Source organism: Vibrio alfacsensis (assembly GCF_019670485.1).
GTDB classification, from domain to species: Bacteria; Pseudomonadota; Gammaproteobacteria; order Enterobacterales; family Vibrionaceae; genus Vibrio; species Vibrio alfacsensis.
In genome coordinates, this window is sequence record NZ_AP024165.1 from 304,519 (window position 1) to 321,645 (window position 17,127).

The window sequence follows — 17,127 nt, forward strand, 5'->3', positions numbered from 1 at the left end:
CGTGCCAAAGTGAGTAATATTACAGACTTAGCCTTTAATTAGCGTTATTATTGTTTACGTTTATTTAACCTCATCCAGCCAAGAAAGCATGATAAGAAAAGCTATTCCGATAATTGCTAGCCTAATTGTCTTTTCTCAAAGCGCCTATGCCAATGTATCCTTAAAGGTGAAAGGCATTGATGGTGCATTGGAAGATAATGTCAGTGCTTACCTTTCCTCCATTCCTGAAGAAGACTATTCCACGTCTTTACGTTTTCAGGCTCGATTGGATCAAAGTATCACCGAAGCGCTCAATGCGCTCGGCTATTATCATGCGAAAATTTCATACTCTATTCCCAAAGATAATGATGAGTTGATCGTCAACGTCAATCCGGGTGAGCCTGTTCGTATAAAGGTCATGGATGTGGTGATTTCTGGGGAGGCAAAAGAAGATGAAGAGTTTATTCGCCTGCTTGAGAAGTCACCTCTCAAAGTCGGCAAGGTGTTGAACCAAGGTGAATACGACACCCTTAAATCGAGCATTCGAAATCTGGCATTGCAACGAGGTTATTTTAACGGAGACTATACGTTAAGTCGTTTGGAGGTTATTCCTGAACTCAATCAAGCCAATGTGCGTCTGCATTATGAGAGTGGTATTCGCTATCACTTTGGCTCGGTAGAAATTACCGGGAGTCAGATCTGGGAAGACCGCGTCGCCTCTTTGCGACCGTTTAAAATTGGCCAACCTTATCTTGTTTCAGAAGTGGGTGAATACAACCAGAACCTGTCTAATACGGATTGGTTTTCATCGGTATTTGTTGAGCCGGACTTGACCAAACTTGATGATGGTCGAGATTTACCTATCAAAGTCTCACTTGCCCCTGCTGCAAAGAACCAAATTGAAACCGGTATTGGTTATTCTACGGATACCGGTGTCCGTGGCACATTGAAGTGGAAGAAACCATGGGTAAGTGCTCGTGGTCACAGCTTTGATACCGCGCTTTCACTGTCTAAACCAGAGCAAACCATTACCGCGGGCTACAAAATCCCTCTCGACGACGTCTTGCATGAGTACTATCAATTGCAGTTTGGTTTAAAGCATTTGGATAACCGAGATACAGAAAGTTTGGAATCGAATCTTGCGGTAGAGCGCCATTGGCTCACCGATGGTGGTTGGCACAAGACACTTTATGTTCGACACCTGTATGAAAACTTCTCACAAGGTTTGCAAGATGACGGCGTGCAATTTGTATTGCCTGGCGCATCCTTTTCTCGCACTCGAACGCGTGGTGGGAATATGCCGATGTGGGGAGATAAACAAAGCGTCACGGTTGAGTACGGGGATCCTGCCTTGTTGTCAGAAACCCGCGTCTTACGTTTGCTGGGTCGCACCTCGTGGATTCGCGGTATTGGTGAAAATCACCGAGGACTGTTCCGTCTTGAAGGGGGCGCGAACATCACTGATGAGCTTGAAAAACTATCACCATCTTTGCGTTTCTTCGCGGGTGGCGACAACAACATTCGAGGTTACGGTTACGAATCTATTTCCCCGAAAGATGCCAGTGGTGCATTGACCGGTGCGAAATACATTCTAACCAGCACCTTAGAATACCAATATCGAGTTTACGGAAACTGGTGGGGAGCAGCATTTTACGATATCGGTGATGCATTTAATAAAACACCAGAATGGAAGTCGGGTGCTGGTGTCGGCATTCGCTGGGCTTCCCCGGTAGGTCCTGTCAGTTTTGACTTCGCTTGGGGCTTGGATGCGGAGCCTGAGCCAGAATTTCGTATCCACTTCTCATTGGGGCCTGAACTATGATGATCAAAATGATGCTTAAGTGGAGCAAATGGTTCTCGCTAGGTTTACTGAGTCTATTGCTGCTAGTAACGATCTTTATTGCAACGGTATTGTTTACTCACCCAGGCCTAAAATTGGCATTGTGGGGAGCAGAAAAAGCGCTACCTCAACTAAAAGTCGAATCCATTCAAGGTTCATTATTTCCTCGTTTTGAGCTGAAAGGGGTTAGCTTTGTCGATGAGTCTTTAAACATTGATGCCAACGTTGAACGTTTAGAGTTAGCGATTAACTTTCGTTGTTTGACCGACCCTAAAGTGTGTGTGGATGAGCTTGCATTGGAGGGCGTGAATTTCCAAATGCCTGAATTGCCACCATCGGATGCGCCCGTTGAAGAGACGCCGCCATTACGTTCGGTGAGCACGCCAGTACCTATTTTCATCAATAACGTCAGTTTCAACGACATTAAACTGAACATTTTGGGCAATCATATTGATTGGCAAGCGTTTTCCACAGCGTTGTCGATGCAAGGCGATCGCTTGGTGATTGCGCCTACGGCATTAAAAACGATAAATGTTGCGTTAGCACCGAGTGAAGACACGCCTAAAGCCGATACCGCTTCGAAACCCAAAGCAGAGCCGGAGCCAAAAGACATTGTATTGCCTGAAGTTTGGATTCCATTAACCGTCGAGGCCAAACGCTTAGACATCCATGATTTTAAACTTGCGGGTGATACACCAATCGTTGTTCATCACCTAGGTCTTGAAGCGAAAGCGGGTGGTGACCAGGTTGAGGTAAAAACACTTGAACTTGATATGCCAGAAGTGGAAGGGCAGTTAAGCACTCAAGTGACGCTCTCTGCGGACTACCCAATACAGGCTCAGATCGATGCTTTGATTAAGCAAGCGGACGTAAAAGGTCAAAAACTATCGTTGTCTGCTTCGGGATCGGTTGGGGATTTGTCTATTGAAGCAACGTTGTCGGATCTGGTTAAAGCGAAGATCGATGGCCAAGTTCAGCCGCTTAAAAGTGAGCTGCCATTTGATATCCATCTAAAAGAGGTAGCAGCTCAGTGGCCATTAAGTGGTAAAAGTGATTATCAAGTCGTGGTTCCGAACCTTACAGCCAAAGGCTCGCTCAATGGCTATGCGGTGAACTTAGAAACTAAGGCCTCGGGTAAAGATATGCCTGATGTTGACGTCACGCTAAATGGTAAAGGCACGCTTGAGCAGATTGATTTAGACCGTTTGGTTGTAAAAACATTGGGTGGTGAGCTTTCAGGTAAGGTGATGGCAAATTGGGCTGCTCCAATCAACTGGCAAGCGGATTTGAACCTGAAGAACATTCAGCCAGGGTTGCAATGGCAAGAAGCCGAGGGTGATATCAGTGGTAGCTTGTCGACATCGGGATCCCTCACTGAGCAAGGTGGGTGGCAAGTCAACCTGCCTAAACTGGATATTGACGGTATTTTGCGTGGCTACCCTCTGAACATAGAGGGACAGTTAGAGGCGTCGGATAAAAATGGTAAAGGCGAGGATCTCCAGCTTAACACCCAAGGGTTAGCGTTATCTCATGGCCCTAATAAATTGCGTGCGAAAGGAAAAATCGACAAACAGATCATGATGGATGTTGAGGTTAACTTCCCTGATTTTTCGAAAAGTGTGCCAGACCTTAGCGGTAAAATGAATGGTGCAGTGGCATTACGAGGAAGCTTAAAGCAGCCCGATATCAATGTCGATCTTGCGCTGAATCAACTCGATTGGCAACAACAAGCGAAAGTGGAAAGCATTACCTTAAAAGGAGATGTGATGCCTTTGCCTGCGCCAAAAGCGGATGTCAGTTTGATCGCAACGAATATTGCTTATGATGACGTTGTGATTGATCGTGCCGATCTCGAACTTTCCGGAGATGAGAAGCTACATCAACTCACATTAGATGTGGTATCAGACATTGTTTCGAGCAGCCTTGAAATAGAGGGGACGTTTAAACAAAAGCCAGAAATGATATGGGATGGTGCTTTGCGTCGTCTCACCTTAAGTACCCCTCAAGGCCCTTGGACATTGCAAAAATCGACATCCGTTAAAGTGAACATCGATAAGCAAATCGCGGATGTACAAGCGCATTGTTGGTTGCAAGCAAACTCTAAAGTGTGTTTAACCGAAAACATCAGTGTGGGTAAGAGTGGCGAAGCGAAACTCGCCATTACGAACTTTGACTTTGACCAAATACAGCAATTCTTACCTCAAGAAACAAAACTACAAGGCTCGTTGAATGCTAATGCTTTTGCAAAATGGGCGCCAAACATCAAACCGGAAGTCACGTTAGATGTTGAATTGCCAAAAGGTCATGTAGAGCAAGCATTAGAGCAGCCTATTAAGGTTGGTTGGGATAGCGTGAATCTACAAGCTAAACTTGCCGAAGATAAATTGGATGCGAAATGGCTTCTTGATGTGACCGACAACGGCGATCTCTCTGGCCAAGTTGAATTGAATGATGTGTCATCGGACAGCCCAACGATTGACGGTAAAGTGTTGCTATCGACGTTCAATTTAGACTTCCTCGCACCGTTGATTGGTGAGTACAGCCTATTTAAAGCGAGTATGAATACGGATTTGACACTGTCTGGTGATGTGATGCACCCGAAAGTAAACGGTCAGTTCTTGATTGATCAGATGAAACTGCAAGGGGAAGTCACGCCGATTGATATCAACTCTGGCAAGGTGGCGATTAACTTTACTGGTCATCAAGCGAATTTAGATGCGGGCATTATGACGCCGGACGGTAAGCTTGAAATTAATGGTGATGCCGATTGGCGTGACCTTGAAAATTGGAATACAAAAGCACGCGTGTTTGCGAAAGAGCTTAAAGTGGATATGCCTCCAATGGTTCGTATCAAGGTGGAACCTGACATGACCATTGATGTGACGCCAAAATTGGCGAAAGTCACAGGCAATATCAACTTACCTTGGGGACGCATTTTCATTGATGAGTTGCCACCGAGTGCGGTGGGTGTGTCGCGAGATACGGTGATCTTAAATCAAGACATGCAACCGGTCGATGGCGAACCTGCATTGCCATTTAACGTTGAAACGGACATCAACATAAAAATTGGTGATGAGTTCCAGCTGTCAGCGTTTGGTTTAAAAGGTGAGCTGCAAGGTAACCTCAATGTGACGCAAAAAGACAAGGGACCATTTATTGTTGGTGAGGTGAATATCGTTGATGGTTCCTATCGCTCTTTTGGCCAAGACTTGGTGATTGAAGAGGGTAAGATCATGATGAATGGCCCTGCCGATCAGCCGTACGTGTCGATCAAAGCGATCCGTAACCCTGACAATACGCAAGATGATGTGACGGCAGGTGTACGTGTAACAGGCCCAGCAAGCGACCCAACGGTAGAAATTTTCTCAGATCCTGCCATGCCGCAAGCAAATGCACTATCTTATCTATTACGAGGTCAAGATATCGATGCGGAGTCGGGTGGCAATGCGATGACCACCACCTTGATTGGTTTGAGCCTTGCGAAGAGCGGTAAAGTGGTCGGTGAGATTGGTGAAGCCTTTGGAGTACAAGACTTGCAGTTAGATACGGCTGGCTCTGGTGATGACTCACAAGTGACGGTTAGTGGCTATATTCTTCCAGGCTTACAAGTGAAGTACGGCGTGGGGATCTTTAGCTCTCTGGGTGAATTTACCGTGCGTTATCGTCTGATGAAAGACTTGTATGTTGAAGCGGTGTCTGGCGTTGATAGCGCCGTGGACTTACTATATCAATTTGAGTTTGATTGAGCATTGGGTCAAAAAATAAGGAGTCGTGATGCAGCATTTAGTGTTTGTATATGGAACGTTGCGTAGTGGGGAAAGCAACCATCACTATTTGAGTACCGCTCAATTTCTTGGCCATCACCAAACCGAGCCTCAGTTTGCTTTGTATGATCTGGGGCCTTATCCGGCACTTTCTGTCGGACAAAAGTCAATTCAAGGGGAAGTGTATTTGATTGACGAGGAAACATTGATTGAGCTTGATAAGCTTGAGGATGTGCCTGTTGAATACCATCGTGAAACCATTGTGACGCCATTTGGACAAGCTTGGATTTATCTATACCAGGACGCGGAACAGTTGAGTGATGAGATCGCTTCTGGTGACTGGTGTCAACGAGTTTAAATCGTTAAGTATTCATTAAAAAGAGCTGCATAATCGCAGCTCTTTTTGATTGTCTTTCTCGTGCATTTATCTGACTGATTCAATGCGTCAAGATGTGCCTATTTGCTCTGTGCGCGCTCGTAAGATTCAACGATTTCAGCTTTTGCCGCTTCGACATCAGCCCAGCCATCCACTTTCACCCATTTACCTGCTTCAAGCTCTTTGTAACGTTCAAAAAACTGTGTAATTTGGGCTTTGAGTAACTCAGGGATGTCGCCCACATCTTGGATGTGCTCATACTCTTTTGAGATTTTTGAATGCGGCACAGCGAAGACTTTCGCATCTTCTCCTGATTCATCCGTCATCTTTAATACGCCAACAGGGCGGCAACGAATGACAGAGCCTGGCATCAGAGGGTAAGGGGTTGGGACGAGAACATCCACCGGATCGCCATCAAGAGAAAGTGTATCGTTCACGTAGCCATAGTTACATGGGTAGAACATAGGTGCAGACATGAAACGGTCGACAAATACAGCACCAGTGTCTTTATCTACTTCGTATTTGATTGGGTCTGCGTTGGCAGGGATCTCGATAACGACATAGATATCTTCAGGTAGCGACTTACCTGCTGGCACGTTGTTTAAGCTCATTTGAATATTCCTTTTCATTGACGATTGAGTGTGGACTCAATCTGGCTAACATTTCAGCATTTTACTTTAGCCACAAAAACGCAGCAGGTAAACACCTACTGCGTTGGACAAAGGTCACTAATGTCTATTCGTCGCGATGCAGTTCAAGAAATGATTCAACCTTATTGACCATGTTCTTAGAACCAACGAAGAATGGGACACGTTGGTGCAGTTCTGTTGGTTCTAAGTCCATGATGCGATTGACGCCATCAGACGCTAAGCCGCCAGCTTGCTCAATAAGGAATGCCATTGGGTTACATTCATACAACAGGCGCAGTTTACCTTGAGGGTGACTGAGCGTACTTGGGTATAAGTAAATGCCACCTTTTAGTAGATTTCGGTGGAAGTCCGCGACTAATGAACCGATATAGCGAGACGTATATGGACGGCCATCTTCTGGAACATTTTCCTGGCAGTATTTGATGTATTTCTTCACGCCGACAGGGAAGCGAACGTAGTTACCCTCGTTAATGGAGTATATTTTCCCGTCTTCTGGAATCATCATGTTTTCATGGGACAAGCAGAAACTGCCTATGGATGGATCATAAGTAAAACCATTCACACCATTACCTGTGGTGTAAACCAACATAGTTGATGAGCCGTAAATCACATATCCAGCTGCAACCTGCTTATTGCCCGGTTGGAGGAAATCCTCTTCTGTTGCAGGGGAGCCGATAGGAGATACTCGGCGATAGATTGAAAAAATGGTTCCGACAGACACGTTAACATCGATATTTGAAGAGCCATCAAGAGGATCCATCAACACAACGTACTTAGCGTTTTGGTTTAACTCGCGATTAAAGGCAACGGCTTCGTCTTCTTCTTCACTCGCAACACCACATACTTGGTCTCGAGCTTCCAATGCGGCTTTAAACTTTTCGTTCGCGTAGACATCGAGCTTTTGCTGCGCTTCACCTTGAATGTTCTCTGTACCAACAGCACCGGTGATATCACCAAGGCCTGCGGCATTGATTTCGCGGTTAACGATTTTTGCAGCTAAACGAATGGAAGCTAAGAGAGATGAGAGATCACCGCTCGCGTGGGGGAAGTCCGCTTGCTTCTCAACAATGAATTCGCCTAAGGTGCGCATTCCTGACATGGTTAATCCTTACATGTATTTTTAGTGGGGGTATAAGCGCAATGGGCATCTCTTTTTGGATGTTAATCGTTTGCGCGTTATGTAAGTTTAATTCGCAGATCTTTTTAATGGTAATGAACTAACTGTCTGACATCTCAATTTATTTGTCTGGATAATGACAGAATTCATTCTAACGGTGAAGGTTGACCAGTCTGTGCTCAGCCTTGTCAGATTTGTGAAAGAGACGGTAACAACGAGAGCAAAGAGGCTCGCTTTTCTGTTGGTTATCACGATAATGAAAGAATTAGATAACGCATTACAAGGTTAAGTTTATGCACATTCATATCTTGGGTATCTGCGGCACGTTTATGGGCGGGGCGGCAATTTTAGCGCGTCAGTTAGGCCATAAAGTGACGGGTTCGGATGCCAATGTTTATCCACCAATGAGCACTTTGCTAGAGTCTCAAGGTATTGAAATTATTGAAGGCTTTGATCCATCACAGCTTGATCCACAGCCCGACCTTGTGGTGATAGGTAATGCGATGAGTCGTGGTAACCCATGTGTTGAACATGTATTGAATACCAACATGCGTTACACCTCGGGTCCGCAATGGCTACAAGAGTTTTTACTGCATGATCGTTGGGTTCTGGCGGTATCAGGTACGCATGGTAAAACCACCACATCAAGCATGCTTGCTTGGATTTTAGAAGATTGTGGCTACCAACCTGGCTTTTTAGTCGGCGGCGTACTTGGGAACTTTGGTTTGTCGGCTCGACTAGGCGAAAGCATGTTTTTTGTTGTCGAAGCTGACGAATATGACAGTGCTTTTTTTGATAAACGGTCTAAGTTTGTTCACTATCATCCACGCACACTGATCATGAATAACCTTGAGTTTGATCATGCAGATATCTTCGACGATCTTGAAGCGATCAAGCGACAATTCCACCATCTCGTACGAACGGTTCCTGGCAATGGTTTGATCCTCGCACCAAAGCAAGATCAGGCGCTGCAAGATGTGATCGAACGTGGTTGCTGGACGGAAAAGCAATACTCTGGTGAAAATGGTGATTGGCAAGCGCACAAGTTAGTCTTAGATGGCTCAAAATTTGAAGTGTCTTTGCTCGGTGAGAAAGTCGGCGTTGTTGATTGGGACCTTGTGGGCGATCACAATGTGGATAATGCCTTAATGGCGATTGCCGCTGCTCGCCATGTTGGTGTTGCACCGGAACTGGCATGTCAGGCTCTGGGGCGCTTTATCAATACTAAACGTCGTTTGGAGTTGAAAGGCGAGGAGAAAGGGGTAACGGTTTACGATGATTTTGCCCATCATCCAACCGCGATTGAACTGACACTAGGTGGTTTACGTAACAAAGTTGGCAAAAAGCGTATCCTTGCCGTGTTGGAGCCTCGTTCTGCTACGATGAAGCGCGGTGTCCATAAAGATACGCTTGCCGCTTCTCTGCATGATGCCGATGAAGTGTTTTTGTTCCAACCTGACAGTATTGAATGGTCTGTCAATGATATTGCTGAGCAATGCCAGCAACCTGCTTTTGTTGATGCCGACATGGACAGTTTCGTTAAGAAAATTGTCGAGCGAGCGCAACCGGGCGATCAGATCCTTGTCATGAGTAACGGCGGCTTTGGCGGTATCCATGGCAAGCTGTTAGAACAGTTAAAACAACAAGCGTAGTGTGTATTCATGCAGCAAAATCAACAACGAAATAAAGCCATTACACTTGCATTGACGGGCGCTTCTGGTGCCCCTTATGGACTCCGCCTGCTTGAGTGTTTAGTTGCCGCGGATTATCACGTGTATGTATTGATTTCATCAGCGGCTCGAGTGGTCATGGCCACAGAGCATGGTTTGAAATTACCGAGTGGTCCAGAAGCGGCTCAAAAAGCGTTAGTCGAGCACCTAAACTGCAACTCTGATAACGTCACCGTGTGTGGTAAAGATGATTGGTTTTCTCCTGTGGCTTCTGGTTCTGCGGCACCTAAGCAAATGGTGGTGTGCCCCTGTTCTGCTGGCAGCGTTGCCGCAATAGCACATGGCATGTCTGATAACCTGATTGAGCGAGCGGCAGACGTCGTAATGAAAGAACGCGGGCAATTATTGCTGGTTGTTCGAGAGACGCCATTTTCAACACTACACCTTGAGAATATGCACAAGTTATCACAGATGGGCGTGACGATTATGCCTGCAGCTCCGGGCTTCTATCATCAGCCTAAGAGCATTGAAGACTTAGTTGATTTTATGGTGGCGAGGATTCTTGATCACCTCGGCATAGAGCAAGGTTTAGTGCCTCGTTGGGGGTATGATCAGCGCTCGTGAGCTGATTGTGTAACCACTCAAATACCTTTACAATCCATCCAACTCATCGGGGAGCAAACCCATTAGTATTGAAAAGATCAATACGATTGGGCGCTGAGACCAAATTGTTCCATATTGTTGAACAGCTAGGGACCCGTATCACCTGAACCAGATAATGCTGGCGTAGGAATTGAGTCTGGATATTGGAAGTCCTAAATATCACCTCAAACCTGTGCCGCTCCACTCATGTTTATCCTTGTAAATGGAGAGCGAGCAGTGAAAGCCACTCTTAGCCTGATTACCCTTACCGCGCTCACTTCTACGTCAGCGCTGGCCGCTGAAAACACCTTAACTATCTATACCTACGACTCTTTTGCCGCTGACTGGGGCCCGGGTCCTAAAGTCGAACAAGCGTTCGAAGCGAAATGCGGTTGTGACGTAAACTTCGTTGCATTGGATGACGGTGTTTCAATTCTCAACCGTCTTCGTCTTGAGGGAAGCAGAACGAAAGCAGACATTGTATTGGGTTTAGATAACAACCTCGTAGCAGAAGCGAAAAAGACAGGTTTGCTTGTTGAGCACAATGTTGATACCTCAAATACTACGCTGCCTAATGGTTGGAATGACAAAACCTTTGTACCATATGACTACGGTTATTTTGCGTTTGTATACAACAAAGAGAAATTGACGAATCCGCCTAAAAGTATGAAAGAACTGGTAGAAGAGCGTGATGATATCAAAGTGATATACCAAGACCCTCGCACTTCAACACCAGGGCAAGGTTTGATGTTGTGGATGAAATCGATTTACGGCGATGAGGCCACTCAAGCGTGGAAACAGTTAGCTAGTAAAACGGTGACGGTGACGAAAGGTTGGTCGGAAGCGTATTCAATGTTCCTAAATGGCGAGTCGGATTTAGTGCTGTCCTACACTACGTCGCCAGCCTATCACTTGATTGCGGAAAATGACGCTAAATATGCGAGCGCGAATTTTTCTGAGGGACACTATATGCAGGTGGAAGTGGCGGCTAAGGTAAAGGGAACGATGAATCCAGAGTTAGCGGATGAATTCATGAGTTTCATTCTGAGTGATGAATTCCAATCGGCAATGCCAACAGGAAACTGGATGTACCCTGTTACGGATGTTGAGTTACCAACAGGCTTTGAGACCTTGAGCGTTCCGAGTAAGCCATTGAGTTTTAGTGCTGACGAAGTGGCAAACCATCGTCGTTCTTGGATTCGTGAATGGCAAAGCGCACTGACGTTCTAATATGAATTCTGTTCCGAAAATCGGTCTTGGGGTCGCGATGCTTATCGCGGCCTTTGTTATTTCTGCGCTTGGTGCGCTTATTGTCCAAGCGCCATCTCTTAATGTGTCGATGATTTGGGAGGACCCATATTATCAACACGTGACTAAGTTCAGTTTCTATCAAGCATTCCTTTCTACCGTACTGAGCGTCGGCTTTGCGATTCCCGTCGCGCATTCACTTTCTCGCCGTGAGTTTTATGGCAAGTCAATGCTCTTAAAATTGTTTGCGTCCACTTTGGTTTTGCCGGTTTTGGTCGGTGTATTTGGCCTACTGGCGATATACGGCAATAGCGGAGCGATCGCGAATTGGCTGCACAGTGTGGATTCTGAATTACCTTTTTCTATCTATGGCCTGAACGGTATTTTGCTCGCTCATGTGTTTTTTAATATGCCTTATGCCGCTCGTTTACTTTTGCAGACCCTAGAGTCGATACCTTCCGAACAGCATAAGTTGTGCGCGCATCTTGGCATGAGTCATTGGGATAAGTTTCGCTGGGTTGAATGGCCTCGTTTACGCCAGCAAATACCACATGTTTGCGGTTTGGTGTTTATGCTTTGCTTTACGAGCTTTGCAACGGTGATGGCGTTGGGTGGTGGACCGAAATCGACCACGATTGAACTCGCTATTTATCAAGCAATTAAATTTGACTTTGATTTGCAGACTGGGGCGCTATTGGCTCTGTGGCAGATGTTACTTTGTGGCTTATTAGCAATTGGCGTACAAAAGTTGACGAAGCCAGTTTCCATCAGCGTTGGTAGTACATCGGTACAGCAATATTTAACGAGGGATCATGGGTGGTCAAAAGCTTGGGATAGCTTTTGGATCATAGGTGCCTTTTTACTTGTGATACCGCCACTTTTGATGGTGTTCATTAGCGGGGTTAATGAACAAGTATGGCACGTATTAAGGGATGAACGTTTTTGGTCTGCGCTGTTTAATTCGCTCAAAGTCGCCGTGTTTGCGAGCTTGCTAGCGGTTGCCGCAGGCGTTTCGATTTTACTCACCAGCCGACGTTGGCGCTTGCAAAACAAAAATATCCGCGCCGATCAAATTGAACTGATTGGCACCATCATTTTGGTGACACCAGGCTTGGTGATTAGCACCGGTTTGTTTTTATTGTTACGTTCCTTTACCGATGTATTCAGCTTAGCCTTTTTGATTGTGATTCTGGTGAATGCACTGATGGCTTTGCCGTATGTCATTAAAACGTTATCCCAACCTATGTTGCATATAGAGCAGCAATATCAATATGTTTGTGCCAGTTTAGGGATGCGTGGTTGGCAACGTTTTAAAGTGGTGGAATGGCAAGCGCTACGCAAGCCTTTTGCACATGCATTTGCGGTGAGCTTTATGTTTGCAATTGGTGACTTGAGTGCGATTGCTTTGTTTGGTGGACAAGAGTTTAGAACATTACCTTTGTACCTATTCCAATTGCTCGGCAGTTACCAAATGGATGCCGCGGCCGTTGTTTCTGTCACCTTGTTATTACTCAGCGTGGGTTGTTTTACTGTGATTGAAAAAGTATTGAAAGCTAAGGGGAAAGCGTGATGTTAGTGTTAGATGACGTGCTGTACACCTATCAACGTGAGCGATTTCGTTTTGAGCTAGAGATCAAGCGTGGACAAATTGTGTCGCTGATGGGACCAAGCGGTGCGGGTAAGTCGACCTTGTTAGCGCTGGTGGCTGGGTTTATCAAACCCGATCAGGGTAACATTTTGGTTAATGGTGAATCCGTTTTAGGTAAGGCGCCGTTCCTACGCCCTTTTTCCATGCTATTTCAAGAACACAATTTGTTTGCGCATCTATCGGTGAGAGAAAACATTGGGTTGGGACTGCACCCAGGGCTAAAGCTCACGATAGACCAAAAGCTTCTTGTTGAGCAAGCCGCAGAGCAGGTAGGCGTTGCAGAATACCTTGACCGTTTACCAGAACACCTTTCTGGTGGACAACGTCAACGCGTGGCGCTTGCTCGTTGTTTCGTTCAGCCTCATCCAATGTGGTTGTTGGACGAGCCTTTTTCTGCGTTGGATCCTGTTCTTCGAGAAGAGATGCTGGCATTAGTCAAACAACTTGCTGCGGAGCGCAGTATTACTGTGCTGATGGTGACTCATCATCTGAGTGATGCAAGAGCGATAGCGAGCCATTTCGCCTTTGTCGCAGACGGTCAAGTTGAAGCAGTTGGGGACATTGCAGAGTTAACGGAACAACATGGCAGTGAGAGGTTAAGCGCCTTTGTGCGAGCTGCAGGATAATGTACATTGTAGTGAATCGCTTATCGTCGTCATCACTTAATCGTAATCATCAATGGGCCATCCTAGCTTGTGATAAGACGAACTCTCAGCTCGGACTTATAGTGACTGATATAAGCCACTTAGGACAGAAAAACAAAAGGTTGATGCCATGCATCAACCTTTTTTAGTTCAGAGTATGAGTTCGGATGACTCGCCGAATGATTAACTTTGTGGTTTCACAACCATGACATTGATCGGAGAGTGTTCGACCACTTTGCTTGCGACCGAACCTAACATCACTTTGTTGATTTTCGAGCGCTTATGGCTTGGCATAATGATCAGATCTGCTCCTAAACGTTCCGCGTAATCAAGAATGGTGGTGTAAGGCTTTCCTTCAGCAACATGCACTTTATAGATCACCTCATCATCAATGTTGTCATTCGCAAATGCTTTGAGCTGTTGCTTCACATCTTGCTTCATCTTCATAGCCGCATCTTTTGGGAAATAAGTGGCGACCATCGACATATGAATACCTGGCACAACCGTGAGAAGGTGTACTTCTGCATTGGCTTGCTTTGCTTGCCAGACCGCAAGTTTGACCGCGCGATCACAAAAGCCTTGATCGTTAAGATCGACCGGAACAAGAATTTGTTTGTACATTCAATGTCTCTCATTGAGGCCCCAATACATCAGGGCCAAATCAGTTATGCGCTCAGTTGTTCGTTACGAGCACGACGTTTTTGGTTCATGGCAAGCACAAGCAATATCAACAAGCTTGGGACAAATACCCACTCTTTCATTGGTCTCTCGGCATTTTGAATGACGGACTTTATCTCCCAATCAAAATCGATCCCAGAAGACTCCGCAGGGCTACCAAACTCGACCATATCAACGATCATCTTGCCGTCATTTTCGATCAGCATTAAGCCCATTGAGGCGATACGATCCTCTGCTGAGGTTGCGCTGTCTTCAAATGGAAGGCGTACGGTTTTTTCAACGTAATTACCCTCCAAATTCTCACCGGCAACACGTAGCTCAATGGATTCTCCTACATTTAACCCCTCGGTGATTTGAGCTATCTCAACCCCAGGCGAAAGAACTTTCGCTGGATAGAGCATGTCCCACCAATATCCCGGACGTAGGAATGAGAACGTCAATACTAATAATAGAATGGTTTCCCACCATTTGTTTTTCGTAAACCACCAACCTTGTGTTGCTGCAGAGAAGATCAACATGGCAATGATGGACGAAATGACGGTTAAGGCGAGATGCCACCATGAATCAATCCCCATCATTAATAGCTGAGTATTGAACACGAACATAAATGGCAAAATAGCGGTACGAATATCGTAGGTAAAACCTTGAATACCGGTACGAATTGGGTCTGATTTTGCAATGGCGGCGGCGGCAAAAGCAGCTAAGCCAACTGGCGGTGTATCATCGGCAAGGATACCGAAATAAAACACGAATAGATGTACAGCAATCAATGGAATGATTAAGCCATGTGCCGCCCCTAAGGTCACAATCACAGGTGCCATTAGTGTGGATACCACAATATAGTTTGCTGTGGTTGGCAGACCCATGCCCAAAATCAAACTGATCACGGCGGTAAACACCAACATCAAAATTAGGCTACCACCGGAAATGAACTCCACGAAGTCCGTCATTACTAGGCCGATGCCAGTAAGGGTAACCACACCAACCACAGTACCTGCCGCCGCAGTTGCTACACCGATACCGATCATGTTGCGAGCACCAGAGACCAAGCTCTCGGCTAAGTCGACGAAGCCGTCTTTAGTTTGCTCAACCAAGTCACCTTGTTTTGATAGCAATGCAATCAATGGGCGCTGAGTCAGCAAAATAAAGATCATAAATACCGTTGCCCAGAATGCAGATAACCCCGGAGAGAAACGCTCGACAGTCAAACACCAAACCAGCACGACGATCGGCAGTAGGTAATGGAGGCCGGATTTAATCGTTGGGCCTGGATCTGGCACTTCTGTCAGCTCTGCATCAATTTCAATCGCGCCATCTTTCACGTGGTTAGCGGATATTTTCACAAGGCCAACATAAGCAATCAGTAACGCGATGGTCACTATTGGCGTTGCGGCAGCACCAAATACATCTTTGGTCCAACCCACCCCGTAATAGACAAGAGCACTAATGACGCACAGACCGAGAATCGTACCAGTAAAAGACAATAAGCTTTGTACCAAGGTAGGATTATGACGACGCGGTAGCCCAGTCATACCTGCTTTACAGGCTTCAAGGTGAACAATGTAAATGAGTGCGATGTAAGAAATAAGCGCAGGAAGTAGGGCGGCTTTGATGACTTCAACATATGAAATGCCTACGTATTCCACCATTAGGAATGCTGCCGCCCCCATGATCGGTGGCGTTAATTGGCCATTGGTTGACGCTGCGACTTCTACCGCGCCCGCTTTGGTTCCAGGGAATCCTACTCGCTTCATCAAAGGAATGGTAAAGGTCCCTGTGGTCACAACGTTGGCGATAGAAGATCCTGATACCAGCCCTGACAAGCCAGAAGCCACAACCGCCGCTTTTGCTGGCCCACCTTTCATATGACCAAGTAGCGAAAACGCAACTTTTATGAAATAAGCGCCAGCGCCTGCTCGCTCTAACATGGCACCAAACAAGACGAATAAGAAGACGAAAGAAGTCGATACACCCAGTGCGACGCCGAATACCCCCTCGGTAGTCAACCATAAATGCGACATCGCTTTATTCAAGCTTGCCCCTTTATGTGCAATGACGTCGGGCATATGTGGTCCTGCAAAAGTGTAAAGCAGGAAAACAGCAGCAACGACCATTAATGGTGGCCCAAGAGCGCGTCGGGTCGCTTCAAGCAATAAAGCCATCCCCGTAACCGAGACGACGATATCAACGGTGGTTGGTGCGCCTGAGCGGCCAGCGAGTTCAGTGTAAAAAATATAAATGTAGGCAGCAGCAAAACTTCCGGCAAGCGCCAATATCCAATCGATAAGAGGAATATGGTCACGCGGAGAGTTCTTCATTGCTGGATAAGCCGTGAAAGCAAGAAAAGTGGCAAAAGTGAGATGAATCGCTCGTGCTTCCGTGTCGTTCAATACGCCAAAATTGAAAATAAATGGTAGCGGAGAGGCATACCACAATTGAAATAGTGACCAGCAGAGGGGAACAAACCATAAAATTCGGCCTTGTAAGCCTACTGGGCGGCGTGCTCCTGTGTCTGACTGAGCTACCATCTCTTGCACATCTTGTGACGGAGTATTATTCGTCGACATGTACTTTTTCCTTATTATTGATGGTCCTGTCTGTTTTTTGTTTCGAGAACCCGGCTTCGTCTCTATGAGTGTAGTGAATAGAGAGAAGTTTGCTGTCGAGTGTTTCGCTATATGATCCAGCTCATTAGTAAAAATGATTGGTGAATAAGCCGTTATTTTTTAGGTGAGTGAGCTCGACTTTGGAAAAGCCGCTCGATTGATACTGAATGATGAACACTCAGTTACCACACTCAGAAAGAAACCATCTTTTCTCACTGAGTGTGGAGGTACACCCAAGTTTTCAATTTAACTTGGGTGTAGTAAG

General features: G+C 46.0%; 12 protein-coding genes. 8 read left to right on the forward strand and 4 right to left on the reverse strand.

Annotated features, from left to right (window positions below; genetic code table 11):
- Positions 1-88 precede the first annotated feature (88 nt).
- From tamA to VA249_RS01520, 3 genes are read left to right on the forward strand one after another with little or no spacing between them, the layout of a single operon-like run.
- The gene (gene tamA, locus VA249_RS01510; RefSeq protein WP_221068573.1) at positions 89-1,801 is read left to right on the forward strand and encodes an autotransporter assembly complex protein TamA; all 1,713 of its coding nucleotides are present in this window, start codon (positions 89-91) and stop codon (positions 1,799-1,801) included.
- Positions 1,801-5,565, forward strand: a complete 3,765-nt coding sequence (tamB, locus tag VA249_RS01515) for an autotransporter assembly complex protein TamB (RefSeq protein WP_221069777.1) — start codon at positions 1,801-1,803, stop codon at positions 5,563-5,565. The genes tamA and tamB overlap by 1 nt, the downstream gene beginning before the upstream one ends.
- 28 nt (positions 5,566-5,593) lie before the next feature.
- Positions 5,594-5,941: a gamma-glutamylcyclotransferase family protein gene (locus VA249_RS01520; RefSeq protein WP_211915479.1), complete on the forward strand. Its 348-nt coding sequence runs from the start codon at positions 5,594-5,596 to the stop codon at positions 5,939-5,941.
- Between the two features lie 98 nt (positions 5,942-6,039).
- Here VA249_RS01520 and ppa read toward each other — a convergent pair whose 3' ends face one another.
- Positions 6,040-6,570 carry an inorganic diphosphatase gene (gene ppa, locus VA249_RS01525; protein WP_221068574.1) on the reverse strand — a complete coding sequence of 177 codons (531 nt, stop codon included), beginning with the start codon at positions 6,568-6,570 and terminating at the stop codon, positions 6,040-6,042.
- Positions 6,571-6,694: 124 nt separating this feature from the next.
- Positions 6,695-7,708: a class 1 fructose-bisphosphatase gene (gene fbp, locus VA249_RS01530; protein ID WP_221068575.1), complete on the reverse strand. Its 1,014-nt coding sequence runs from the start codon at positions 7,706-7,708 to the stop codon at positions 6,695-6,697.
- 311 nt (positions 7,709-8,019) lie between these two features.
- Here fbp and mpl point away from each other — a divergent pair, with 311 nt between their 5' ends.
- The 5 genes from mpl (at position 8,020) to thiQ (ending at position 13,560) form a co-directional block, all read left to right on the forward strand.
- Positions 8,020-9,378 carry a UDP-N-acetylmuramate:L-alanyl-gamma-D-glutamyl-meso-diaminopimelate ligase gene (gene mpl / locus VA249_RS01535; RefSeq protein ID WP_221068576.1) on the forward strand — a complete coding sequence of 453 codons (1,359 nt, stop codon included), beginning with the start codon at positions 8,020-8,022 and terminating at the stop codon, positions 9,376-9,378.
- A 9-nt stretch (positions 9,379-9,387) separates the two neighbouring features.
- Positions 9,388-10,020, forward strand: a complete 633-nt coding sequence (locus VA249_RS01540; RefSeq protein ID WP_221068577.1) for a flavin prenyltransferase UbiX — start codon at positions 9,388-9,390, stop codon at positions 10,018-10,020.
- Between the two features lie 255 nt (positions 10,021-10,275).
- Entirely contained in the window at positions 10,276-11,268 is a 993-nt protein-coding gene (gene thiB, locus VA249_RS01545) for a thiamine ABC transporter substrate binding subunit (RefSeq protein ID WP_221068578.1), read from the forward strand.
- 1 nt (position 11,269) lies between these two features.
- Entirely contained in the window at positions 11,270-12,856 is a 1,587-nt protein-coding gene (thiP, locus tag VA249_RS01550) for a thiamine/thiamine pyrophosphate ABC transporter permease ThiP (RefSeq protein WP_221068579.1), read from the forward strand.
- Positions 12,856-13,560 (forward strand): thiamine ABC transporter ATP-binding protein, encoded by a 705-nt coding sequence (gene thiQ / locus VA249_RS01555; protein ID WP_128812340.1) that lies wholly within the window; start codon positions 12,856-12,858, stop codon positions 13,558-13,560. Before thiP ends, thiQ begins: the two co-directional genes overlap by 1 nt.
- A 201-nt stretch (positions 13,561-13,761) precedes the next feature.
- On the opposite strand, the gene VA249_RS01560 is transcribed toward thiQ, so the two are convergent.
- Both VA249_RS01560 and VA249_RS01565 read right to left on the reverse strand, forming a co-directional pair.
- On the reverse strand, positions 13,762-14,199 hold the full coding sequence (locus VA249_RS01560; protein ID WP_128811760.1) for a universal stress protein: 438 nt from the start codon (positions 14,197-14,199) through the stop codon (positions 13,762-13,764).
- A gap of 44 nt (positions 14,200-14,243) precedes the next feature.
- Positions 14,244-16,823, reverse strand: coding sequence for a TRAP transporter permease (locus VA249_RS01565; protein WP_221068580.1), 2,580 nt, complete (start codon positions 16,821-16,823; stop codon positions 14,244-14,246).
- Between the last annotated feature and the right edge of the window lie 304 nt (positions 16,824-17,127).